The following is a 20,979-nucleotide window of genomic DNA, read 5'->3' as shown; positions in this document are numbered from 1 at the left end:
GGAGAGCGAGCATGGCGTACGACGTCGACAAGCCGGACGAGCAGTGGCGCGCGGAGCTGACCCCCGCGGAGTACCAGGTCCTGCGTCAGGCCGGCACCGAGCCCGCCTTCCGCGGTGAGTACACGGACACCAGGACAAAGGGCGTCTACTCCTGCCGGGCCTGCGGCGCCGAGCTCTTCACCTCGAACGAGAAGTTCGAGTCCCACTGCGGCTGGCCGTCCTTCTACGACCCGAAGGACACGGACGCGGTGGAGCTGATCGAGGACCGCTCCCACGGCATGGTCCGCACGGAGGTGCGGTGCGCCAGGTGCGGCTCGCACCTCGGGCACGTCTTCGAGGGCGAGGGCTACGCGACCCCGACGGACCAGCGGTACTGCATCAACTCGATCTCGCTGCGGCTGACGCCGGACGAGGGCTGAAGCGGCAGCCCGCTCCGATCGGGAGGTGCCGGGGCTGGCAGTGGGCTTGGGTCCTCAATGGGAGCCGTATTTCAAGGCCGGTCATGCCGTACCCGGCGTACAGCCCGACTCGTCTGTCATGGTGGCCCTGACCAGGGAAGACATCCTGGCCAGGGCCACCATGCATCCCGACGCCGACATCATCGCCTCCTGCAAGCAGCGGATGGCGGCCTTCGGGAAGCGACGGAGTCCCGGGATTCCCGCGGATCGGTGACCCGCAGTGACGCGACAAGCTCGGACGCCCTGTGGCCGTCACCTTGCCCGACTACACGCCGCCGGGCGGCTCGAAGATCACCGCCGTCTCGCGGACTGAGTACGACGCACTCGGCCGGATGACCGCTGCCACTGATCCGCTGGGCCGCACGAGCCGCTTCGTCTATGACCAGTTCGGCAACCTTGTGCAGCAGACCGTCCCTGTGGCCGGCGGTACGCCCAGCCTCGAAGGGCCCAGGGGACGCTACGTGGGCGTCGACGTCAACCTCATTTACGCTGCCGGCCAGGGCTGGAAGAACCTGGGCACCGCGATCGACAGTCGCACCGGTGCCGACGTTCCCCTGCCGGGGCAGCCGTGAGCCCGGCCCTCCCCCCAGTACCCGAAGGGAACCCCGCATGCCCCACCCCGCTGTCGCCCGCCTGCGCGAGCTGCTCCCGCCGCCCGTCTCTGGCGGCGACGCGGTGGATTGGGAAGAGATCGAGCGGACGACGCGCCTAGCGTTCCCGGCCGACTATCGCGAGTTCGTGGAGTCGTACGGCGGCGGCGAGATCGACGAGTACCTGTCCGTCGGCACGCCGCCGGTCTCCGGCTCGGCGTACGGGGATCTCCTGGACAGAGTCGATCCCTCCCTCTCGGACCGGGACCGTGAAGAGTTGGGTGCCCTCTTGCCGGGAGGCGCGCTGCCGCCACTGCTGCCCTTCGCGGACTCGGCGAGCAGCGATGTTGCGTTCTGGCTGCGCGAGGGCGCTCCCGACGACTGGCGGGTGGCCGTCTTTCGGAGGCAGGCGCCATACGGGATGAACCGCTGGACCGTGTTCGACGGTGGTATGGCGTCGTTCTGCGTGGCGGTTCTGACCGGCGAGGTGAACCCGTTCAGCGAACGGCTCTCGGCGGGGGACCGGCATGAGTTCATGAGCTGGCGCGGGGTGTAGGGCCCTGGCCGGTAAAGGCGGATCACGCCGATGACGCGCTCGCTCATCTCACCATCCCTGGTGTTGTGGCTGTGGCCGTGGAATGTGCTTCCACGAAGCAAGGATGGCCGTCCTTCTACGACCCGAAGGACACGGACGCGGTGGAGCTGATCGAGGACCGGTCCCACGGCATGGTCCGCACGGAGGTGCGGTGCGCCAGGTGCGGCTCGCATCTCGGGCACGTCTTTGAGGGCGAGGGGTACGCGACCCCGACGGACCAGCGGTACTGCATCAACTCGATCTCGCTGCGGCTGACGCCGGACGAGGGCTGAGACAGGGTAGGGCCCGGAAGCGAACGGCTTCCGGGCCCTTCCGTATGTCGTACGGCGCGGCTCAGGAGGCCGGAGCCGATGCGCCGGGCTGGACGCCGGCGTCCGTGCCGTCGTGGGTCGCGTCCGGCTCGACGCCCATGGTGATCGTGCCGACGACACCCCGGTCGATGTGCCCCTTGCGGTACTTCAGTTTCAGCAGACCGCCCGTGACCCCGCTCTGGTCGTAGATGGTGTCGTCCTGGAGCTTCGTGCGCTCGGTCGTGCTGGTGCTGTACGGGGCGACCTCGGCGGAGGCCAGGACCGACTCCTCGTCGAAGAAGAACTGGCCGGTGTGGCAGGTGTGGCCGCCCTCGTAGCCGGAGTCCGTGAGCGTGCCGCCCACGTGCACCTTGGTGTGGATGTGCACGGTACGGCCGCGGTACCAGCCGGGGAAGATCGTCCGGACCTCGACGAAGCCGCCGCGGTCGGTGAGCTGGGTGCCGCGCAGGTAGCGCTTGTCGTCGGTGGGCTCCTCATGCCCGCCTCCGCCTCCGCCACCGCCGGGGCCTCCGGACGGGGGCGCGCCGGTAGGCGCACCGGTCGGTGCGCCGGTGGGGGGTTCGCCGGTCGGCGTGCCCTCGGGAGGTGTGCCGCCGCCACCGCCGCCACCCGTACTGAGGCTCTCGTAACCCGAGTAGATGCCCAGCGCATCGCAATGCCAGATGTCAACGGCGGCATTGCGCAGTGGCTTGCAGGTCTCGGCGTCGATCACCTTGAGCCGCAGGGTGAGCGGGATGCCCTCCTTGCCCTCGGTGATGTCCTTGCGGATCTTGTCCGCGTCGATGTAGTACGGGCCCTCGGTCGTCTCCGACGTGAGCTTGTAGCACGCCTCACCGGTGGCTTCGGCGCCCTTGCTTTCCTCTCCTGCGGACGCCGTCGTCACGGCCACAGCGCCGATTCCGGCTGCCGCGACTGCTGCCCCGCCCGCCAGGAGTACCCGGCGCCGCGACATGGTTCGCTTGTGAGCCGGTCCCGGTCCCTGTCCCTGTCCCTGTGTTTCTGTCATGTGCAGGGACGTTAGGCAGCGGAGCTGAGAGGGGCGTGGGCGCGAGCTGTGAGTTCCTGTGAGCCCAGCCCGCGCCAGGGCCCGAGGCGGCGCCGGGCTTCGCTAGCAGAATGCTGGCAATGCGACTAGTCTTGTTGCATGGCCACTCTCTATGTGCGGGACTTGTCCGAGGAAGCGCTCACCGAGCTGAAGATAAGGGCTGCTCGTAACCGGCAGTCCCTGCAGGCGTACGCGCGGACCTTGCTGGAGCAGGAAGCGGCCACCCCGGCGCTTGAGGACGTCATCGCGCGCATCCGCGCCCGGGTGACCGCTCGTCTCTCCACGGATGACGTGCTGCGGGACGTCGACGAGGGAAGGCGCCACGAGTGATCGTCATGGACGCGGGCGCGCTGGTGATGCTGCTCGCAGACGCCGGACCCGTGGGGGAGGCGGTACGGGACCGAGTGGTGGGCGAGCGGTTGCTCGCCCCTCACCTCGTCGATGTCGAGGTGGCCTCCGTGCTCCTCGGTCGGCATCGCGCGGGCAAACTGACCGATGCGGAACTGGACGACGCGTTGTCCGCATTCGCGGCTCTGCCGATCCGGCGGCAGGAGCATCTGCCCTTCCTGCCACGTGTGCGTGAACTCCGCACCAATCTGACCGCCTACGACGCCACTTACGTCGCTCTGGCAGAAGGCTTCGGAGTCCCACTTGTGACCAGCGACGGGCGGATCAAGGACGGAGTCCGGGCCGCGCGGGCGAAGTGTGTGGTCGAGGTTTTCAACGAGAAGACCGTCTGAGCCGAGCGCTCGAGCGCCGAGAGCGGGCCCGGGGCGCCCGGCTACGCGGGCAGGACCGCCTGGATGCCGGAGAGGGTGAAGACCCGCTCGTCCTCGCGCAGATGGCAGTACGCGTAGAGGTGGGGCGGGTCGAAGTCCATGCCGCTCACCGTACGGACGGTGCGGCTGCCCGAGGCTGCGATGTACTCGATCGTGATGGGTTCGCCCTCGTGGATGGCGTGGGCGAGCTGCCGGATGTCCGTGAGGGTGAGTGCCTTTGCGCAGCCCGCCAGGATTTCCTCGGTGTCGCTGCCGAAGGGGATGCCGCGGCCCGGGTCGGGGTGCGGTTCGCGGTCCGGGGCCAGGAGCAGGCGGTCGGGGAGGTCGGAGGCCGGGGCGAAGGGGTGGGTGGCCTTTCGCGGGCGGGGGAGGGGGTGCGTGGCGCGGAGCTGCTGGGGGCGTTCGATGCGGACCGAGCCGTCGTCCGCCTCGGCCACGGGTGCGTATCCCTCTTTGCGCAGGGCGTCGAGGGCCTTGGGCAGCGGGGTGCGGCAGAGCAGCACGGTGGGGGCCAGTGCGCGCAGGCCCAGGGGCGCGAGCCCCCGGTGGACGGCGATCTCGGCGAGCAACGCCGCGTCGTCACTGTGGATCACACATGCCGCGGGTGCGAGACGGAGCTGCCCGTGCCGGCGTGCGGTGTCGGCGATCAGGTACGTGAGGGCCTGGGGCAGCGGGCCGTCCGAGGCGTCCGCGAGGTCCGCCTCGATGTCGGCCGGTGTGCGGCCCGCGTCCAGCGCGCGGCGCAGCGACGACGGGCCGAAGCGCCAGACGGAGGCCGTGCCGTGGGCCTCCCGGTCGGCGAGCGAGTCCAGGAGCGCGGCGAGCCGGGCCGTGGGGGTGCCGGTCACCACCGCGGTGAGGTCGGCCCCCATGCGGACCTTCCCGGAGGCGCCCGGCAGCAGATCCGCGGCACGCCGGTCCAGCAGCGCGAGGTCGTCGTCCAGCAGTGCTGTCCCGAACGGCGACAGGGCGCCGCGGGCGAGGACGCCCAGCAGCCCGGCCTCGTGGATCAGTGCGGCGAACGGTGTGCTGTCCTGCGGAAGTTCATGGGCGAACGGCCGGTACCAGGCCACGAGCGCGCCCAGGGAAGCCGTATTCCGTACGCCATGTGAGCCGGGAAGGCCGGCCGCGGCGGTCAGCAGTCCCTGACGGGCGACCAGACAGCCGGAACAGGGTGCCTTCCGCGCCACGGCGGGAAGGGCCTTGCCCTCGTCGTTCCGTGCAGCGGAGGGCGTGGAGCCGAGCGGCCACCAGGCCCGGAGCAGTTCGCCGTACCGGTGGGCGGGTTCCTGTACCGCCCAGTCGTCGTAGGCATCGGTGACGAGCAGGTTCCGGTCCTCGTACGCCAGCAGCCCGGCCGCGTACGCACACTCCAGCACCAGCCGCACCACCGGCTCCTCGGCCTGAACCGCCTTGCCGATACGGCCGAGTTCACGCGCCCCGATCCCGCCGGACTTCAACGCGGCCGCAGGCCGGGCCGCGCACTCGGCGAGCACCGCTGCGGCCTGCCCGGCGAAGGCGGTGGCCGCTGCGGTGGCCTCGCGCTCCACCTCGGCCGTGGTGAGCGCCACGAGCGGAGGGTCGGAGGGCACCGGGTCGAAGGGTGCGTGCCAGTCGGGGCCCCGGAGCGCCCGCGTGACCTCGGCGGGCACCCTCGCGGGCTCCGGTGGCCAGTCCAGGCCCACGAGCAACGCCCGCTCCAGCAGCCAGCGTTCGGCGACGTCGTCCGACGTGCGGGAGGAGCTGTACATGATGAGAGGCTGATCCGGGGCCGAGCCTCGTTCCAGCAGCTCGCGGGCGCCCGGCGGTGCGGAGTCGATCAGCGCCCGCAGTCTGTCCGCATCGGCATGGTGATCCAGTACGGCGTCGATGCGCTGCTGCTTCGTTGTGCCCGGTGCCAGGCCGAGAGCCCTCGCGATCCCGCGGAGGTCCTCGGACGACAGGGCGGGCAGCAGTTCGTCGAGCCCGGGACCGAGGCCGAGGGGCGCTTCCCAGGCCCGGCGCAGAGCGGGCGCCATGTGCAGCTCACCGGTGGGTCCAGGCCAGACCAGCGCGTGATCGGCGAGGGCGCGGAGAACGGGCTCGAGTTCGCCCGCGTCCGTGTCGAGCAGGCGGTCCAGCTCGGTACGGGCGACGGGGGCGGGCAGGGCCGCGAGCGCCTGGGCGACCTGCAGGCAGGGCAGCGGCAGCCGGGCCAGGGCCTGTACGACCGAGCCCGGCCGCTGCAACCGATCGGCCAGCTCACCGAGGGTGCGCGGCTCCGGCGCCCGCGTACTGTCGGGTCGTGCGTCCAGCACACGGCGCAGCCCGTCGGTGTCGAGGGTGCGGAGCCAACGCATCAGCGTCGAGCCACGAGAACTACCGATGGGAATCACCTGTGGTGCGGTGGTGGCGTACGGGGTCAGTCCTGGGTCGCGTAGGCGACGAAGCCGATCCACGCGGCGGAGGAGAGGGCGAGCTGGGGGCCTTGCTCGTCCTTGGAGTCGCGGACGTGGACGTTGGTGGGGGAGAGGGCGACCTCGACGCAGGCGTCCCCGTCGGAGCCGCTGTAGCTGCTTTTGAACCAGGCCAGCTCGGTGGTGGTGCTCATAGCGCTCCTCGCATTCGCCTCAGCAGGCTCCGGGAGTCCTCCAGGGAGAGAGCCTGTGAGCGCAGTTTTGCATACCGCTGGAGCATGATGCTGACCTCCTTGGGCTCGGAGATCAGCGTCCCGCCGCGTTGACCCTCGGCGTAGCCGAACCACTTGTTGTCTGGCGTCTCCAGCGTCATCAGAGGCCCGTCGAAACCTGCATGTTCGGGCTGCCGCAGAGGCATGAGCTGGAACTCCACGTTGAATTGGCCCGATCGTTCCAGCAGGTGGTCGATCAGCTCTCGCGTCACGTCCACACCGCCCGTGCACCGCTCGATCAGTGCCTGTTCGACGATGAAGCTGAACGCGATCGGCGGCCGCCGCCGGAAGAGCTCCTGACGCTCGAGCCGAGCTGCGACTTGGCGGTTCACCTGCTCCTCGTCCTTGACGGGCGGAACGCTGGCGGTGACCGCCCGGGCGTATGCCTCGGTCTGCAACAGTCCTGGCACGACCCGGCATTCGTAGGTACACAAACTGATCGCCGTCGCCTCCAGCCTCGCCCAGCGCCGGAACCACGCCGCCAGCCCCGGCTGCCGCGACAGATGCAGCGCCGCCTTTCGCAGCGCCCCCGTGTTGCCCAGGGCGGCCTCCGCGAGCTCCACGAACTCGTCGTCCGGCATGCGGCGCCCCAGTTCGACCGACGCCACCGTGTGCTTGGAGAACCGCACCATCGGCGCGAACTGCTCCCGGCTGAGCCCAGCGTGCTCGCGCAGCGCCTGAACCACCGCGCCGAACGTCCTCAGACTGTCCGAGGATTCCGGCTCCACACCGTCCGTCATGTCGGCCACCTTCCGCACTCCTGCCCCGCCGCCACTCTCAACCGGCCCATCGTCACGGTCAGTTACGCGTACTGTCCACCCCGCGTGCGCGTACGCTGACGCAGCGTACGCGGCTCCTGCCTGGAGAAAGGCCTGCGCACAGGCCACATTGGGGCCATGACGTCCCCCATCACTCATCAACCGCCGGTGACCGTACGTGTGTTCACGCAGCGATTCAGCTCGACCCCGCGCGGCGCGCGGCTCGCCCGGCATCTCGCGCTCCATCAGCTGGACAGCTGGGGCATCCCGCACGGGACCGAGGCCTCCGACATCCTCGCCGTGCTCGTCGCCGAGCTGGCGGCGAACGCCGTGACCCACGGCCGCGTACCGGGCCGGGACTTCGAGCTGCGGATCGCCCGCACTCCCGGAACCGTCCGCATCGAGGTCTCGGACACCCGCGGCGAGCGCCGTCCGCCGGGGCCCGGGGAGGTCGCCCTGCCGTCTCCGGGCTCGGAGAGCGGCCGGGGGCTGGTGCTCGTGGCCGCGCTCGCCGACCGGTGGACGGTGCTCGACCGCGTACCCGTCGGGAAGACGGTCCGCGCGGAACTGGACCTGCCGTGCCAGGGCCTGTTCCCCCGTTCCGGTCCTGAGGCAGGAGGGCAGGGGCTGGACACGCCCCTCCGAGGACCGGGCGCCACCCGTCAGTCGACCGCGCGCCGCGGGGCCGGCGCGGAGGCCGGCTCCCGCGGCGGCGTGGGAGACGGCGCGAAGGCCAGCGAGGACAGGAAGGACAGGGACCTCAGCGAGGACAGGGAAGTCCGCGCAGGCAAGAGCGGTAGGCCCCGCATCAGCCGTACCACCGCGGTCCCGTAGGCGATGCCGAAGACCAGCGAGACGAGCAGGGCCAGGTGCTTCGAGAGCCCGTCGATGAGCGGGTAGATCTGCCAGTGCGTCAGATAGATGTACATCGAGCTGGTCGCCATGAGACCGGCGACCTGGTTGACGCGCTCCCGGCTGGGGAGCGTGGGCACCCACACCAGCAGCGTGAACCCGGCGACGACGATCGCCTCGCGCCAGGGCTCGCCGGGGAAGAACCCCGGCACGGTGGCGATCGCGGCCGCCGTGACCAGCAGCCGCTGCGGCACCGTGCGGGACTTCGCCGCCGCCCAGCCGAGCGCGAACAGCCAGAAGACGGTGACCGCGTCCGTCATCTGGGAGCGCTGCGGGAGGCCGACGAGTTCGTAACGGGTGAGCAGGCCGAGGCCCGCGAGCGCCACGGGAAGGCCGTACGGGAAGCGCCGCTCGGCCCGGTCCACGGCGGGGACGCAGAGGACGGCGACGACGGCGATCAGGATGTAGACCAGGGCCTCGATGAACCAGGTGTGGATGCCCGACCCCATGTCCTGCGGCCTCAGGGCGTTGTGCAGGAGGAAGAGGTTGTCCCACGTGTAGTCGTCGCTGATGAGGAGGGCGAAACCGATCCAGGCCATGCTGGGCAGGGCGATGCGGGTGATGCTGCGGCGGACGCGGCGGAAGCGTTCGCGCCGTCCGGCGTCGGTGAGGTGGAAGCGGGCGAAGTTGTACCCGGCGACCGCGAGCAGCAGATGGGCTCCGCCCCTGATCGTGAAGACGCCGATGTGCGAGCCGACGACGCAGAAGATCGCGGCGGCGCGCAGGGCGACGCCGGTCTCCAGCGTGCGTCTTCGGGAACGGGAGGACCGGGAGCGGGACCGTGCGGAGGGGGGCTTCTGCTCGGGCGGCCTCACCAGATCGCGGATCGACGTCGTGTGCCAGTCGTGCGGCAGATGGCCGAGCCGGTCCTCCAGGTGGATGGACATCTCCACGTACGACAGCGAGTCGCCCCCGAGGCCGACGAAGGTGCTGTCCTCCGTCACGTCCGTCCGGTCGAGGATCTGCGCGTACAGCTCGCACAGGGCCTCAGCGGCGTCGCCGGTGGAGGGGGTGTTCGGGATGCCGTCGCAGTCGGGGTGGTGGGCGAGCGCGAGTACCGCCCGGTAGTCGGGCTTGCCGGTGGGCAGGCGGGGCAGCTCGTCCACGACCTGGACGTGGACTGCGCCTGTCGGCAGGCCGCACTCGTCCGCGACCAGCCGTCGTATGCGCCGTTCGTCGAAGGCGCCGGGGTCGCGCGAGTCGCCCGTGTCGCCCGTGTCGCCCGACGCGACGACCGCGACGGCGAGGGCGTCGTCGTCGCCGGTGCACAGAGCCGCGACCCCGTGCCGTTCGAGCATCGCCTCGACGCGCTGCGGGTCGATCCGCAGGCCGAGGATCTTCACGAACCGGCTGCGGCGCCCGACGATCTCGTACAGCCCCTCGGGGGTGCGCCGTGCGATGTCACCGGTGCGCAGTTCGTCGACGGTCCGGCCGAGCGAGAGGTCGTCCGGGGTGCGGGCGTAGCCCAGCATGACGTTCGGCCCGGAGTACACAAGCTCCCCGGTGTCCGCGCCGGGGTGGTCCTCGACCGGTTCGAGGCGGAACGAGCCGCCGGGGACCGGCACGCCGATCGACGCGGGGTGCGCGGCCGCGAGATCGGGCGGCAGATAGGCCATGCGGGCGGTCGCCTCGGTCTGGCCGTACATGACGAACAGGTCCCACCCGCGGCGTTCGCCCAGTGCGGCGAAGCGCGCCACACGGTCGGGCGCCAGCCGGCCGCCGGCCTGGGTCACGTACCGCAGATGCGGCAGGTCCATGTCGGCGAAGCCGACCCGGTCGAGCAGGTCGAAGGTGTACGGGACGCCGGCGAGGGAGGTGCCGCGAGCCCGGCGGAAGAGGTCCCAGAAGCAGGAGTCCGCCACCGACAGCCCGGTGAGGACGAGGCCCGCGCCGCGCAGCAGATGGCTGTGGACGACGGAGAGTCCGTAGCAGTAGTGCATCGGCAGGGTCGTCGCGGCCCGGTCGGTGTCGCGGATGCCGAGATACGTGGCGATCGCCTCGGCGTTCGACTGGAGGTTGTCGTGCGAGAGCCGGACCAGCTTCGGCGACCCGGTCGAACCGGACGTGCTGAGCAGCAGGGCGAGGTCCGGGTGCAGGTCGTGGGTGGAGACCGCGCGCCGCTCCTCGATCTCCCACGCTCCGGGCGCCGGCCGTACGACGACATCGGGGTCGTATGCCGCGGTCAGCGACTCCACGGCCTCCGGGTGGTCGCCGGGGACGAGGAGCAAGGGATGTCCCATCGACAGCGCGGCCAGATGGACGATCAGGGCCTCGGCGGTGTTGGCGCCGGGCAGCAGCACGAGCCGCCGCTCGGTGCCCAGGCGCAGCGCGGCGTCGGCGACCCGAGCGGCGAGCTCGCGGTAGGAGATCTCGCCGTCGGCGGTGATGAGGGCGGTGCGGTCGCCATGCGTCGCGAGGCGATGGGCGAGGAGCAGCGTTCTGCCGCCGACGGGCGGTGCGGGGTGGAGCGTCACGGGCGCATCGTAGGTAAGCCTTCCCTTATCGGGAAGGGGGTGGGTCGTCGTTCGCCGAGGCGGCGGGGACGGGGAATTTCCCGGCGTCCGTCAACTGCCATGGCCTGTAAGGGTGATGAGGCCGGAGGGCCTGGTGGATCGTCCGCGCCTCGCTCCCTGTGTCCAAGCCGTTACCGATGACCCTATTGACTCTTAGGTGAGGTTTACCTTACCAATGCTCTGATTCATTGGTTCTCTCCCCGGCACCGGTCGCGCCCCACGCGGCATCGCCCCGCGTGACGGCGGTGAGCACGTCAGGAAGGCTTCACCCTCATGCGACGCCTGTTGGCCCGCAGTCTCGCCGCCGCCGCGGCAGCCCTGTTCCTGCCTGCCCTCGCCGGCTGCAGCGACGAGCCGGCCGGGCTCGTCATCTACTCCGGCCGGAACGAGAACCTCGTCGGGCCCCTCATCGAGAAGCTGGAGGAGCACCTCGGCACCACCGTCGAGGTCCGCTACGGCGACAGCGCCGAACTCTCGGCACAGCTCCTCGAGGAGGGCGACAAGACCGAGGCGGGCCTCTTCCTGTCGCAGGACGCGGGCGCGCTCGGCGCGTTGTCCGAGGAGGGCCGGCTCGCGCCGCTGCCGCAGACGACTCTCGACAAGGTCGCACCGACCTACCGCAGCGCCGCCGGTGACTGGGTCGGCGTCAGCGGGCGCGTCCGCGTCATCGCGTACAACTCCGAGAAGGTGACCACGCCCCCGGACAGCGTGCACGACCTGGTGAAGCCCGAGTGGAAGGGCAAGATCGGCTACAACCCGACCAACGCCTCCTTCCAGGCGTTCGTCACCGGCATGCGCGTCCTGGAGGGTGACGACGCCACCCGCGCCTGGCTGGAGGGCCTGAAGGCCAACAAGCCGAAGGCGTACGAGAGCAACCTCAACGTCCTCGACGCCGTCGACTCCGGCGAGGTGTCCCTCGGCCTGCTCAACCACTACTACTGGTACGAGAAGGCGGCCGAGAAGGGAGCGGACAAGCTCAAGGCCAAGGTGCACTACCTGCCCAAGGGCGACCCGGGCGGCCTGGTCAACGTCGCCGGGGTGGGCCTGATGAAGGGTGCCGACAAGCAGCAGAGCGCGTACGCACAGAAGGCCGCCGACTTCCTGCTGTCCGCCGAGTCGCAGCGCTACTTCGCCGAGGAGACCAAGGAGTACCCGCTGGCCGCGGGCGTCAAGCAGGCCGAAGGCGTGCCGCCGCTGGACTCCCTCCAGCCGCCGAAGATCGACCTGGGCCAACTCGACTCGTTGAAGGCGACACTGGCCATGCTCCAGGACGTCGGAATGGTCTGACCGTGACCACACCGGAATCCCCCGTCCGGACGCGTCACGACACCCGCCCGTCCCGCCCGGCAGGCGCCCCCGCGCCCGCCGGGCGGCCGCGCGCCGTGGTCCGGCCCTCCTGGCCGCTGCTCCTCCCCGCCTGTGTGGCCGCGGCGCTCGCCGTGCTGCCGCTCGGCTACCTGGCCGTACGGGCACTGGAGCGCGGCCCCGCCTTCGCCTTGGACGTCGTCGCCGACGAGCGGACCGGGCTGCTCCTCCTGCGCAGCCTCGGACTCGCCGCCGTCGTCGTCGCGGCCTGCCTGGTGCTCGGCGTGTCCCTGGCCTGGCTGACCGTGCGCACGGCGCTGCCCGGCGCCCGCGCCTGGTCGGTACTCGTGACGCTGCCGCTGGCAGTGCCCAGCTATGTTGCGGCGTTCTCCTGGCTGTCCGCCGCGCCCTGGCTCGTCGGGTTCACCGGGGCCGCACTGGCGATGACCCTGGTCAGCTTCCCGTACGTGTACCTGCCCGTCGCCGCCGCGCTGCGCGGCATCGACCCCGCGCAGGAGGAGGTGTCCCGCTCGCTCGGGCACGGCCCGCTGCGCACGTTCCTGCGCGTCACGCTCCCCCAGTTGCGACCGGCCGCCGCCGGTGGCGGGCTGCTGGTCGCGCTCTACGTCCTGTCGGACTTCGGTGCGGTGTCACTGATGCGATATGACACCTTTACCCGCGGCATCTACACCTCGTACCGGGCGAGTTTCGACCGCACCCCGGCCGCCGCGCTCAGCGCCGTACTCGTGATCATGACCGTGGCGCTGGTGGCGGCGGAGGCCCGCACCCGGGGCCGCGCCGGACATGCCAGGACCGGCACGGGCACGGCACGCCCGGCGGTGCCCGTCGCGCTCGGCCGGCTGCGGCTGCCCGCGCTCGCCTGGTGCGGGACCGTCGTCGTCGTGGCCGTCGGCTTCCCGCTGGCCGTGCTCGGCTACTGGCTGGCCGTCGGCTCGTCGGCGACCTGGGAGCCCGCGCTGCTCACCGACACGGCGCTCACCACGCTGGGTGTGGCCGCGGCGGGCGCCGCGCTCACCACCCTGCTCGCCCTGCCGGTCGGCGTGATCGCGGCCCGCCACCGCGGCCGGACCGCGCAACTGCTGGAGCAGGCCGCGTACGCGGGGCACGCCCTGCCCGGCATCACCGTCGCCCTCGCGCTGGTGTTCTTCGCGGTCCGCTACGCCCGCCCGCTCTACCAGGAACTCCCGCTGCTGGTCTGTGCGTACGCGGTGCTGTTCCTGCCGGTCGCCGTGGCCGCCACCCGGGCGGCCGTCCTCCAGGCTCCGCCCGTGCTGGAGGACGTCGCCCGCTCGCTCGGCCGTTCACCGCTGGGGGTGCTGCGCGAGGTCACCGTGCCGCTCGCCGCGCCCGGTGTCGCCGCCGGAGCCGCTTTGACCTTCGTGGTCTGCATGAAGGAACTGCCCGCGACCCTGCTGCTGCGGCCCACCGGCATGGACACCTTGGCCACCCGCCTGTGGACGGAGACCGGCGCCGGATCGTACGCCGCCGCGGCCCCCTACGCCGCCGCACTGATCCTTCTGGCCGCCGTCCCGTCCTACCTCCTCGGAAGGCACAGAACATGACCGACCTCCACATCACGGGAGTGGCCAAGGCATACGGCCCCGGCGCCGCGGTACTCGACGGACTCGACCTCACCGTCCCGGCCGGCTCGCTGGCCGCCGTCCTCGGCCCCTCGGGCTGCGGCAAGACCACCCTGCTGCGCATCGTCGCCGGCTTTCTGCGCGCCGACGCGGGCACCGTCACGCTCGGTGGACGCACCCTCAGCGCCCCTGGCGTGCATCTGCCGCCGGAGCGCCGCCGTATCGGCATCGTGCCCCAGGAAGGTGCCCTCTTCCCGCACCTCAGCGTGGCCCGCAACGTGGCGTTCGGTCTGACCGGCCTGGACCGGGACGGGCGCGGGCGCCGCGTCGACGAGATGCTGAAGCTGGTCGGGCTCGGCGGCTACGGAGACCGTATGCCGCACGAACTCTCCGGCGGACAGCAGCAGCGCGTCGCCCTCGCCCGCGCCCTGGCCCCGGAGCCCCAGCTCGTCCTGCTCGACGAGCCGTTCAACGCCCTGGACAGCGCGCTGCGGGCCGGCGTACGCGCCGATGTGCGCGCCGCCCTCCGGGCCACCGGCGCCACCGCCGTCCTGGTCACCCACGACCAGCAGGAGGCCCTGTCCACGGCGGACCTCGTCGCAGTCGTCCGGGACGGCCGCGTGGCGCAGTGCGCCGCCCCCCAGGAGCTGTACCACCGCCCCGCCGATCCCTGGGTGGCCGCGTTCGTCGGCGACGCGGTCCTTGTCACCGGCGCCGCGGACAACGGCACAGCGACGACCCCCCTCGGCCGCATCGCCCTGGCGGGCCCGCCCGGCGGACTCCGCGAGGGCCGGGTGCTGCTCCGTCCGGAACAGCTCCAGCTGACCGACCCCGCCTCGGCGGACGTCCGGGGCACGGTGACCGACGTCCGCTTCTACGGCCACGACGCCATGGTCACCGTCGCCGTCGACGGCGTGGACGGGCCGATCGACGTCCGGGTCCCCGGTCCGGTGCCTGTGGGCGCGGGCGGGCAGACCGGTATCCGCGTGACGGGAGAGGCGACGCTCCACCCGGCGGCCGGTTGAGGGGGCGACTGGCCGGCGGTGTCGTCGGTTGAGGGGGTGACTGCCTGGCGGGCGGCCGCTTCTTGACGTGGCCGACCGGCCGGCGGGGGCGTTGCATACGGGGCGGGCCCCGATGGTCCGAGCTCTTGTGGGCGGATCGTCAAACGTCGAGGCCGCGCTGACGCGGCAGCCGCGCCACCGCCCACTTCGCCTCCTGGGCCAGCGGCCCAAGAGCCGTGCGCCCGGGCTCGGCGATCTCCTTGAGCAGCGCCTTGCCGTGGGCGATGGCCCCGCGGGCCAGTGCCGCGTCGCCCGACTCCGCCGCGGCGAGAGCGAGCTGGAGGTACTCCTCGGTGATCACTCCGCCGAACCGGCGCCGTCGCCGCCAGTCCGGCACGGCGTCCTGGTCCTTGGTGGCGGGCGGCGGCTCGATGCCGAGGTCCAACTGGAGCTGATCGGGATCGTGATCCTGACCGGGGGCGCTCGCCGGGGACGGCTCCAGGGCGACGACCACGCGCTCCAGCGCACGGCAGGCTCCGGCGAGGTTGCCGGCGCACCTCTCGTACGTGGCCAGATCGAGGCCCGCCGATGCCCGGTCCCATGCCGTGTCCTGCAGTGATGTGACGTTGTACTGCGCTCGCGCGGCCTGGGCGCAGTCGCCGAGCAGTGCCAGCTCCCGGGCGATGCCGCTCAGCCGGGGCGCATCGGGGCCCGTGTCGTCCAGCATCCGGATCAGGGCGACCCGGGCGTGTTCGGTACGGCCCTGGAGACGGGCCAGGGTCACCCACGTCAACTCCGGCGCGGCGGACAGGTCCTCGCCGTAATGCTTCGCGTCGTGCTCGCGCGCCCACTCGGCGCGAGCGTCCGGCTCCTTCGAAAGCCACAGCGGCGCCCCGCACAGCAGCGCGGCGTCCTCGGTCAGTCCATGGCGGCCCACCAGCACTGCGGCGAGGCGCAGCTCGTCACCGTGTTCCGTGTCGGCGATCTCCCGCTCCAGCAGGTGCCGCAGGAGCGGGAGATCGCCGTCCTTGCGGTCGTACTGGGCTGCCCGCAGCACGGTCGCCCGCCGCGCCGCGTCCCCGGCCACCTCGTCCCACGCGCCGCGGTCGGCCCGCATCCTGGCCAGGTCCGTGCGGCCCGGCGCGAGGACGAGCTCCCGGAGCGGAGTACGCGGATGGGGGTCGAGCAGCTCGTACGCCAGGCCCTCGTCGGCGTTGAGCAGCACGTACTCGGGCTCGGTGCGCAGCAGCGCGGCGTGCAGCCGGGTGATCAGCTCGACGGGGGAACGTTCCGTGAGCCCGAGCGCGGCCCGCAGCTCGGCGCGCCGGGCATTCAGTTCGGGGGCGTACGCATCACGGATCTCGCCCTCCTGCTCTGCGACCGCCGCGAGGATGCGCTCCTCGCCCGCGTCCGGCGCCAGACCCACGTAGTCGTACCAGCCCGGCAATCCGATCAGGATCTCCAGCGCCTCGCTCACACTGTCACCGATCAGCCCTGCCGTGCCCTCCGACGACGCGTACAGCACGGGTCCGTCGGGGCCGCCGCAGAGGAAGTACGTTCCGCCCGTGTCGTCCCCGGCCATCGGCTCCAGCGCCGCCCCCGACGCAAGCCGCACCGCCTCCCCGTGCTCCGCACGCCCCAGGTCGAAGTCGAAGGGAAACGCGGCGAGTTCGGCGAGGCGCGGCTGCTCCCGGAGCAGGTGGAGCGGCCGGAGAGTGAGGTCCGTCATGGACCCGTACGCTACGCGGCCGGAGACGGTGAGGGGACGGCAGCGTGGGGCTGTCGTTCGCCACGACGGCAGGTCCTCACTCGGCGCCGACGTCGCGGCTGTGCGGGGAACGGCGCCGGTGGTAAGAGACGGTGACGGCGGCGAGCAGGGGACCCCAGAGGAACAGTGGCTGATAGAGGATGCCGACCACGAGGTTGCCGGTGTCGGTCATGTCCTCGTGCGGGTAGGTCCACCACCAGGGGACGTTGGCCCAGAGTCCAGTCAGGGCAATCGCGCCCAGCGCGGCAGGGACGACGGCAGCCATCGGGCGGACCGCACGGCCGCCGATGACCGGTATCCAACCCGGTACGACCTCGCCCCACGGCTTCACCAGGCCGATTGTCAGGAAGGCCAGCAGCTCGCAGACGACACTGAGCGTCAGCATCCAGACCTTCGCGCCCGGCGACTGGAAGCCCGCGAAGCCCTCGTGGGTGTAGCCGGCCGGATAGCCGAGTACCAGGGCGATACGCCACAGACCGCTCGGTAGAACGACCAGCGTGGTCAGATGCGCCGCCCATACCGCCCAACGGGGCGGCTGCGTCGGGGCACTTGCGATTGCGGTGTACTTCTGAGTGGGCATGCGGCTCACCCTGCCGCGCTGCCCATCGCATTCCATCAGCCTGTACGCCTGACCAGGGTGGTCCGGGGAGACGACCCCTGGACAGCGAGCTCAGCCATGCGGCGGAACGACCGTCCGACTCCGGGGCGACCTGCTCGGCAATGTGGCCGCGCTCTTGGAACTCGCCGAGACCGCTGAGGGTTTCGACGGTGTGCCGGGGCTCAGGCTCCGGCCGGGACATCCATGCGTCGACCGGTGTTCCGTGTGACTGGCTTACGCCGGCTGCAGCAGGTCCCAGCGGTTGCCGTACAGGTCCTCGAAGACCGCCACCGTTCCGTACGGCTCGTGGCGCGGCTCCTCCAGGAAGCGCACCCCGGCCGTGGTCATCCGGGCGTGGTCGCGGGCGAAGTCGTCGGTGTGGAGGAAGAAGCCGACCCGGCCGCCGGTCTGCGCGCCGACGCTCGCCAGCTGCTCGTCGCCCTTCGCGCGGGCGAGCAGCAGATCGGTACCCGCGCTCGTATCCGTATCCGTATCCGTATCCGTGTCCTTGCCCCCGCCGGGGCGGACGACGACCCAGCGCGAGCCGTCGCCGCGGTCCGTGTCCTCGACCAGGGTGAAGCCGAGGGCGTCCCGGTAGAAGGCGATGGCCTCGTCGTAGTCACGCACGACCAGCGTGATCAGGGCGATACGGGGCAGTGGCGCGGACATCGGTTGCTCCTTGGTGCGGGGCGCACCAGTATCGCCGACGGCTGCCGCGTGCCGGGCACAATGCCTGGCATGGACCCGTCGATCGAGCAGCTCACCGACCGCGCCCGGCACCTCGCGCGCCCCGGTGCCCGCCACATCCTCGGCATCGCCGGGCCGCCCGGGGCCGGAAAGTCGACGCTCGCCGAGGAGCTCGTGGCGCGGTTGGGCGGGCGCGCCGTGCTCGTACCCATGGACGGGTTCCATCTCGCCCAGGCCGAACTGGAACGGCTCGGCCGTGCAGCCCGCAAGGGCGCGCCGGACACCTTCGACGCCGCCGGCTATGCCGCCCTGCTCGCCCGGCTGCGCGCCCCGGAGGCGGGCACGACCGTGTACGCGCCCGCCTTCGACCGCGGCCTCGAGCAGCCGGTGGCCGGCAGCATCCCCGTCACGCCGGACGTCCCGCTCGTCATCACCGAGGGCAACTACCTCCTGCACGACGAGGGGCACTGGGCGCGGATCCGCGCCCTCCTCGACGAGGCGTGGTACCTGGACCTGGACGACGTACGACGCGTGCCGCGTCTCATCGACCGGCACGTCCGCTTCGGCAAGGACCGCCCGTACGCAGAGCGCTGGGTCAGGGACTCCGACGAGGCCAACGCTCGCCTCGTCGCGCACGGCCGGCACCGGGCCCATCTGACGGTGCGGCTGGACTAGGTCTCGTCACGACTGTGGCTGCGGACGCGGCTGCGGCCGGAAATTCGCTTGATCCACCTTTCTATGGTTTCCCCATGACGACCACACCTCGCCTCGAGAAGATCACCCCGGACAACTTCGACGCCGCGATCGGCCTGAAGGTCCGCCCGGACCAGGAGCATCTCGTCGCGCCGGTCGTGAAGTCCCTTGCCGAGGCGTACGTGCACCCCGACATCGCCTGGCCCCGACTCATCCTCGACGGCGACCGGCCCGTCGGCTTCCTCATGGCCTTCTTCGACACCGACTGGGCCGGCGACGGCAAGGGCACCGACATCCGCTCCGGCCTCTGGCGCCTCAACATCGCCGCCGGAGAGCAGGGCCACGGATACGGCCGCTTCGCGGTCGAGTCCGTGGCCGCCGAGATCCGCCGCCGCGGCGGCACGCGCCTGACGACCACCTGGCACCCGGGCGAGGACGGTCCCGAGGGCTTCTACCTGGGGCTCGGGTTCCTGCCGACGGGCGAGACGAGCGGGGACCAGAGGGTGGGCGAGCTGGAGTTGGACTGAGGCCCGGTGCGGCACTGCCGTCGCGGCGGCGGATCTCGGCGGCCATTCCGTCCGGCCACCGCTCCCGTCGCCGACCGCCCGGTCAATGTCCGCTGTCAGTAGTACTCGCCCATCAATTCAACGGACCACTGGGGCTGTCCGACTTCTCCACGCGGACCGAACTCGCGGAGGTAGGGCTTGATGTCGAGCACCGGCGTTCCATCGACTGCGTCCAGGCCGAGGACGTGAATGTCTGTGCCGTCGACCTTGACCAGCGTGCACCGCGAGACCCCCAGCCGGTTGGGCCGGTTCTTACCGCGCTGGGCGAAGATACCTACCAGCGGCCAGTCGGTGTTGCCCCGTGGATGCCTGGCGCCGGTCTCGATCTTCTCCTCGGGTACGCGGTGGAAGTGGAAGACCACTTCCAGGTGGGAGAAGTCCTCCAGCCCAAAGAGTGTCTCTTCGCCGTAGCGAGCCGTGTCGAGTCGGATCACGGCAGGGACGTCTCCCCAGTTGTCGTCAACGAGGTCGCCCCGCGGGCTCACCACCCACCCGATGGGCTGCAAGGTCACTGCGTCGGGCTGATCGTGAGTGGTTCGGTCCATTCAAGTCTCCCGGGTAGGCATGTTCCGCCGGTGCCGCATCATCCTTGCACCCGGGCTCCCGGTCCTGATTCCTCGCCTCCAATTGCCAGGCATTCGTCGTCATCGCCTGGAACCAGGCTTCTGTAAGCGGCAGAATTGCCATAGACTCATTACATGTCACATGTGCGCCAGGCAGTGGAGGGTGACGTCGCGGAGCTCGTACGCTTGCGGGCGTTGCTGTTCAAGACCCTCGGGGGCGACTTCTTCAACCCCTCATCGGGAGAAGGTGACTGGCGGGACACCCTTGCCGCGGTGCTGAAGGAACAGTTGACAGCGGACGCCGTGCGGATCCTCGTCGTGGACGGCGACAGCGGCCTCGCCGCCTGTGGCATCGGCACCGTCGAGCAACGGCTGCCCGGCCCGCACCTGCGCAACGGCCGGATCGGACACGTGATCGGCGTGGTTACCGATCCGCCACATCGGCGGCGCGGCCACAGTCGCGCGGTCATGCAGGGCCTGCTCGACTGGTTCCGGGAACGTGAGGTCTCCCGAGTGGACCTCTACGCCTCTGCCGACGGTGAACCGCTCTACCGTGCACTGGGGTTCGTCGACCATCCCGACCCCTCGCTGTGCTGGCGTCCGTGACGCGCGACACGCACCGGATGCCTCTGATGCGGCCTGATCGGTCGACCGATGAACCGAGCGGTTGTCGACGGGCCGGCGTCCCGGGCATTGCGCGGCGACCAGGGCAGCCGCAGTAGTGACGTTCAGGCATCGTGTCAGCAGCCACTGACACTTGTCTGAGCGTGCGCCACCGCTGTCTGAGCGTGCGCCACCGCGGCCTCCGCCAGGGCCCGCACGATCGGGTGGGGGCGGGTGCCGTCGCCGTACAGCTCGGGCTGGAACAGCGTTGCCAGGAAGAACGGATGGTCGTGGGACGGCAGCTCGGCGATACGGACCTGGCCGAGCTCGTCCTCACCGCTGAAGCGCAGCCCGTGCTCCCGCAGCACGTCGAGCCGGGGGCCCAGCGGGGGGCCGTACGAGCAGTGGTAGCGCTCCAGGGACTTCTCCGCGCCCAGTACCGCCTCCGCCCGGGATCCCGGTGTGAGCCGGACGAGGCCCTCGTGGCCGACGAGGGAGCAGGAGAGCGGCGTGATCAGCAGGTCCTCCGGGGAGGCGTCCGGGTCGTTCTCGGCGTGGGCGGCGCGGGGCAGTCCGCAGACGCTGCGCGCGAATTCCAGCAGGGTGTGCTGGAAGCCGCCGCAGGTGCCGAGGAACGGGATGCGCTGCTCGCGGGCGGTGCGGATCGCGGCGAGCACGCCCACCTCGCTGCGGTACGGGCTGCCCGGGAGCACCCACACCGCATCGAAGCCGGCGACGGCGCCGTCCACGGACGCCGCCGCTTCCGTTTCCGCGTCCTCGGTCGGGATCCAGTAGGCGTCGAGGAGCAGACCGTCCTGCTCGGCGAGCGCTTCGAGGAGTACGGGGATGCGGGCGTGGGACTTCACGTGCGGGGATCGGTCGCCGACCAGGGCGATCCGGGCCACTCGGGCCGTCCGGGGAATCCGTGCGGTGTTGGCTGGCATGCCCTCCATGCTGCTGAC

Annotated in this window: 21 protein-coding genes and 2 pseudogenes; 13 read left to right on the top strand and 10 right to left on the bottom strand. The window is 71.3% G+C overall.

The features are described from left to right. Positions 1 to 11: 11 nt before the first annotated feature. The 4 genes and pseudogenes from msrB to ACWCXB_RS14725 all read left to right on the top strand — a co-directional run. Positions 12 to 419, top strand: coding sequence for a peptide-methionine (R)-S-oxide reductase MsrB (gene msrB, locus ACWCXB_RS14740; RefSeq protein WP_450722696.1), 408 nt, complete (start codon positions 12 to 14; stop codon positions 417 to 419). Between the two features lie 284 nt (positions 420 to 703). After that, entirely contained in the window at positions 704 to 1,030 is a 327-nt protein-coding gene (locus ACWCXB_RS14735) for an RHS repeat domain-containing protein (RefSeq protein ID WP_450722694.1), read from the top strand. A gap of 37 nt (positions 1,031 to 1,067) precedes the next feature. Then, positions 1,068 to 1,604, top strand: coding sequence for an SMI1/KNR4 family protein (locus ACWCXB_RS14730; protein ID WP_450722692.1), 537 nt, complete (start codon positions 1,068 to 1,070; stop codon positions 1,602 to 1,604). Positions 1,605 to 1,705: 101 nt separating this feature from the next. Beyond that, positions 1,706 to 1,915, top strand: a pseudogene (locus tag ACWCXB_RS14725) (peptide-methionine (R)-S-oxide reductase); the annotation flags it as partial. Positions 1,916 to 1,976: 61 nt separating this feature from the next. Here the strand turns inward: ACWCXB_RS14725 and ACWCXB_RS14720 are convergent. Further along, positions 1,977 to 2,960 carry an intradiol ring-cleavage dioxygenase gene (locus tag ACWCXB_RS14720; RefSeq protein ID WP_450722690.1) on the bottom strand — a complete coding sequence of 328 codons (984 nt, stop codon included), beginning with the start codon at positions 2,958 to 2,960 and terminating at the stop codon, positions 1,977 to 1,979. A 138-nt stretch (positions 2,961 to 3,098) separates the two neighbouring features. Between ACWCXB_RS14720 and ACWCXB_RS14715 the strand changes: the two genes are divergently transcribed. Further along, positions 3,099 to 3,329, top strand: coding sequence for a FitA-like ribbon-helix-helix domain-containing protein (locus tag ACWCXB_RS14715; RefSeq protein ID WP_450722688.1), 231 nt, complete (start codon positions 3,099 to 3,101; stop codon positions 3,327 to 3,329). 5 nt (positions 3,330 to 3,334) lie between these two features. Continuing rightward, the gene (locus tag ACWCXB_RS14710) at positions 3,335 to 3,739 is read left to right on the top strand and encodes a type II toxin-antitoxin system VapC family toxin (protein WP_450722770.1); all 405 of its coding nucleotides are present in this window, start codon (positions 3,335 to 3,337) and stop codon (positions 3,737 to 3,739) included. A gap of 41 nt (positions 3,740 to 3,780) precedes the next feature. Here the strand turns inward: ACWCXB_RS14710 and ACWCXB_RS14705 are convergent, their stop codons facing one another. From ACWCXB_RS14705 to ACWCXB_RS14695, 3 genes are all read right to left on the bottom strand, one after another. After that, on the bottom strand, positions 3,781 to 6,117 hold the full coding sequence (locus ACWCXB_RS14705; protein WP_450722686.1) for a helicase-associated domain-containing protein: 2,337 nt from the start codon (positions 6,115 to 6,117) through the stop codon (positions 3,781 to 3,783). Positions 6,118 to 6,179: 62 nt separating this feature from the next. Continuing rightward, positions 6,180 to 6,368 (bottom strand): DUF397 domain-containing protein, encoded by a 189-nt coding sequence (locus ACWCXB_RS14700; RefSeq protein ID WP_450722684.1) that lies wholly within the window; start codon positions 6,366 to 6,368, stop codon positions 6,180 to 6,182. Further along, positions 6,365 to 7,186: a helix-turn-helix domain-containing protein gene (locus ACWCXB_RS14695; protein WP_450722768.1), complete on the bottom strand. Its 822-nt coding sequence runs from the start codon at positions 7,184 to 7,186 to the stop codon at positions 6,365 to 6,367. Before ACWCXB_RS14695 ends, ACWCXB_RS14700 begins: the two co-directional genes overlap by 4 nt. Before the next feature lie 156 nt (positions 7,187 to 7,342). On the opposite strand from ACWCXB_RS14695, the pseudogene ACWCXB_RS14690 reads away from it, so the two are divergent. After that, positions 7,343 to 7,783: pseudogene (locus tag ACWCXB_RS14690) on the top strand (ATP-binding protein); the annotation flags it as partial. Between the two features lie 83 nt (positions 7,784 to 7,866). Here the strand turns inward: ACWCXB_RS14690 and ACWCXB_RS14685 are convergent. Then, a complete protein-coding gene (locus ACWCXB_RS14685) occupies positions 7,867 to 10,590 on the bottom strand; it encodes an AMP-binding protein (protein WP_450722682.1) in 2,724 nt (907 codons plus the stop codon). 312 nt (positions 10,591 to 10,902) lie between these two features. On the opposite strand from ACWCXB_RS14685, the gene ACWCXB_RS14680 reads away from it, so the two are divergent. Genes ACWCXB_RS14680 through ACWCXB_RS14670 form a run of 3 tightly spaced genes read left to right on the top strand, consistent with a single transcriptional unit; the run spans position 10,903 to position 14,560 of the window. Further along, the gene (locus ACWCXB_RS14680) at positions 10,903 to 11,916 is read left to right on the top strand and encodes an iron ABC transporter substrate-binding protein (RefSeq protein ID WP_450722680.1); all 1,014 of its coding nucleotides are present in this window, start codon (positions 10,903 to 10,905) and stop codon (positions 11,914 to 11,916) included. A gap of 2 nt (positions 11,917 to 11,918) precedes the next feature. Then, positions 11,919 to 13,517 carry an ABC transporter permease gene (locus tag ACWCXB_RS14675; RefSeq protein WP_450722678.1) on the top strand — a complete coding sequence of 533 codons (1,599 nt, stop codon included), beginning with the start codon at positions 11,919 to 11,921 and terminating at the stop codon, positions 13,515 to 13,517. Continuing rightward, the gene (locus ACWCXB_RS14670) at positions 13,514 to 14,560 is read left to right on the top strand and encodes an ABC transporter ATP-binding protein (RefSeq protein ID WP_450722676.1); all 1,047 of its coding nucleotides are present in this window, start codon (positions 13,514 to 13,516) and stop codon (positions 14,558 to 14,560) included. Before ACWCXB_RS14675 ends, ACWCXB_RS14670 begins: the two co-directional genes overlap by 4 nt. Before the next feature lie 139 nt (positions 14,561 to 14,699). On the opposite strand, the gene ACWCXB_RS14665 is transcribed toward ACWCXB_RS14670, so the two are convergent. The 3 genes from ACWCXB_RS14665 to ACWCXB_RS14655 all read right to left on the bottom strand — a co-directional run bounded on the left by ACWCXB_RS14665 (position 14,700) and on the right by ACWCXB_RS14655 (position 17,562). Further along, positions 14,700 to 16,268 (bottom strand): hypothetical protein, encoded by a 1,569-nt coding sequence (locus ACWCXB_RS14665; RefSeq protein WP_450722674.1) that lies wholly within the window; start codon positions 16,266 to 16,268, stop codon positions 14,700 to 14,702. A 76-nt stretch (positions 16,269 to 16,344) separates the two neighbouring features. Then, complete coding sequence (locus tag ACWCXB_RS14660; protein WP_450722672.1) at positions 16,345 to 16,887, bottom strand: hypothetical protein; 543 nt, start codon at positions 16,885 to 16,887, stop codon at positions 16,345 to 16,347. A gap of 252 nt (positions 16,888 to 17,139) precedes the next feature. Continuing rightward, on the bottom strand, positions 17,140 to 17,562 hold the full coding sequence (locus ACWCXB_RS14655) for a VOC family protein (RefSeq protein WP_450722766.1): 423 nt from the start codon (positions 17,560 to 17,562) through the stop codon (positions 17,140 to 17,142). 81 nt (positions 17,563 to 17,643) lie between these two features. Between ACWCXB_RS14655 and ACWCXB_RS14650 the strand changes: the two genes are divergently transcribed. Together ACWCXB_RS14650 and ACWCXB_RS14645 are read left to right on the top strand one after the other, a co-directional pair. Further along, positions 17,644 to 18,267, top strand: a complete 624-nt coding sequence (locus tag ACWCXB_RS14650; protein ID WP_450722670.1) for a nucleoside/nucleotide kinase family protein — start codon at positions 17,644 to 17,646, stop codon at positions 18,265 to 18,267. A gap of 74 nt (positions 18,268 to 18,341) precedes the next feature. Then, on the top strand, positions 18,342 to 18,812 hold the full coding sequence (locus tag ACWCXB_RS14645; protein WP_450722668.1) for a GNAT family N-acetyltransferase: 471 nt from the start codon (positions 18,342 to 18,344) through the stop codon (positions 18,810 to 18,812). A gap of 95 nt (positions 18,813 to 18,907) precedes the next feature. Here the strand turns inward: ACWCXB_RS14645 and ACWCXB_RS14640 are convergent, their stop codons facing one another. Next, positions 18,908 to 19,396, bottom strand: a complete 489-nt coding sequence (locus ACWCXB_RS14640; RefSeq protein ID WP_450722666.1) for an SAM-dependent methyltransferase — start codon at positions 19,394 to 19,396, stop codon at positions 18,908 to 18,910. A 153-nt stretch (positions 19,397 to 19,549) separates the two neighbouring features. Between ACWCXB_RS14640 and ACWCXB_RS14635 the strand changes: the two genes are divergently transcribed. After that, positions 19,550 to 20,020, top strand: coding sequence for a GNAT family N-acetyltransferase (locus ACWCXB_RS14635; protein WP_450722664.1), 471 nt, complete (start codon positions 19,550 to 19,552; stop codon positions 20,018 to 20,020). 134 nt (positions 20,021 to 20,154) lie between these two features. Here ACWCXB_RS14635 and ACWCXB_RS14630 read toward each other — a convergent pair whose 3' ends face one another. Further along, on the bottom strand, positions 20,155 to 20,961 hold the full coding sequence (locus ACWCXB_RS14630; RefSeq protein ID WP_450722662.1) for a CTP synthase C-terminal region-related (seleno)protein: 807 nt from the start codon (positions 20,959 to 20,961) through the stop codon (positions 20,155 to 20,157). Between the last annotated feature and the right edge of the window lie 18 nt (positions 20,962 to 20,979).

The sequence above is a fragment of the Streptomyces sp. NPDC001514 genome, from assembly GCF_053597075.1.
This window is presented reverse-complemented; position numbering and strand designations above follow the sequence as displayed.

Coding starts and splice junctions, on each gene's coding strand:
- msrB (WP_450722696.1), top strand. CDS start 12: ATGGCGTACGACGTCGACAAGCCGGACGAGCAGTGGCGCGCGGAGCTG.
- ACWCXB_RS14730 (WP_450722692.1), top strand. CDS start 1,068: ATGCCCCACCCCGCTGTCGCCCGCCTGCGCGAGCTGCTCCCGCCGCCC.
- ACWCXB_RS14720 (WP_450722690.1), bottom strand. CDS start 2,960: ATGACAGAAACACAGGGACAGGGACAGGGACCGGGACCGGCTCACAAG.
- ACWCXB_RS14715 (WP_450722688.1), top strand. CDS start 3,099: ATGGCCACTCTCTATGTGCGGGACTTGTCCGAGGAAGCGCTCACCGAG.
- ACWCXB_RS14710 (WP_450722770.1), top strand. CDS start 3,335: ATGGACGCGGGCGCGCTGGTGATGCTGCTCGCAGACGCCGGACCCGTG.
- ACWCXB_RS14705 (WP_450722686.1), bottom strand. CDS start 6,117: ATGCGTTGGCTCCGCACCCTCGACACCGACGGGCTGCGCCGTGTGCTG.
- ACWCXB_RS14700 (WP_450722684.1), bottom strand. CDS start 6,368: ATGAGCACCACCACCGAGCTGGCCTGGTTCAAAAGCAGCTACAGCGGC.
- ACWCXB_RS14695 (WP_450722768.1), bottom strand. CDS start 7,186: ATGACGGACGGTGTGGAGCCGGAATCCTCGGACAGTCTGAGGACGTTC.
- ACWCXB_RS14680 (WP_450722680.1), top strand. CDS start 10,903: ATGCGACGCCTGTTGGCCCGCAGTCTCGCCGCCGCCGCGGCAGCCCTG.
- ACWCXB_RS14670 (WP_450722676.1), top strand. CDS start 13,514: ATGACCGACCTCCACATCACGGGAGTGGCCAAGGCATACGGCCCCGGC.
- ACWCXB_RS14665 (WP_450722674.1), bottom strand. CDS start 16,268: ATGACGGACCTCACTCTCCGGCCGCTCCACCTGCTCCGGGAGCAGCCG.
- ACWCXB_RS14660 (WP_450722672.1), bottom strand. CDS start 16,887: ATGCCCACTCAGAAGTACACCGCAATCGCAAGTGCCCCGACGCAGCCG.
- ACWCXB_RS14650 (WP_450722670.1), top strand. CDS start 17,644: ATGGACCCGTCGATCGAGCAGCTCACCGACCGCGCCCGGCACCTCGCG.
- ACWCXB_RS14645 (WP_450722668.1), top strand. CDS start 18,342: ATGACGACCACACCTCGCCTCGAGAAGATCACCCCGGACAACTTCGAC.
- ACWCXB_RS14640 (WP_450722666.1), bottom strand. CDS start 19,396: ATGGACCGAACCACTCACGATCAGCCCGACGCAGTGACCTTGCAGCCC.
- ACWCXB_RS14635 (WP_450722664.1), top strand. CDS start 19,550: ATGTCACATGTGCGCCAGGCAGTGGAGGGTGACGTCGCGGAGCTCGTA.
- ACWCXB_RS14630 (WP_450722662.1), bottom strand. CDS start 20,961: ATGCCAGCCAACACCGCACGGATTCCCCGGACGGCCCGAGTGGCCCGG.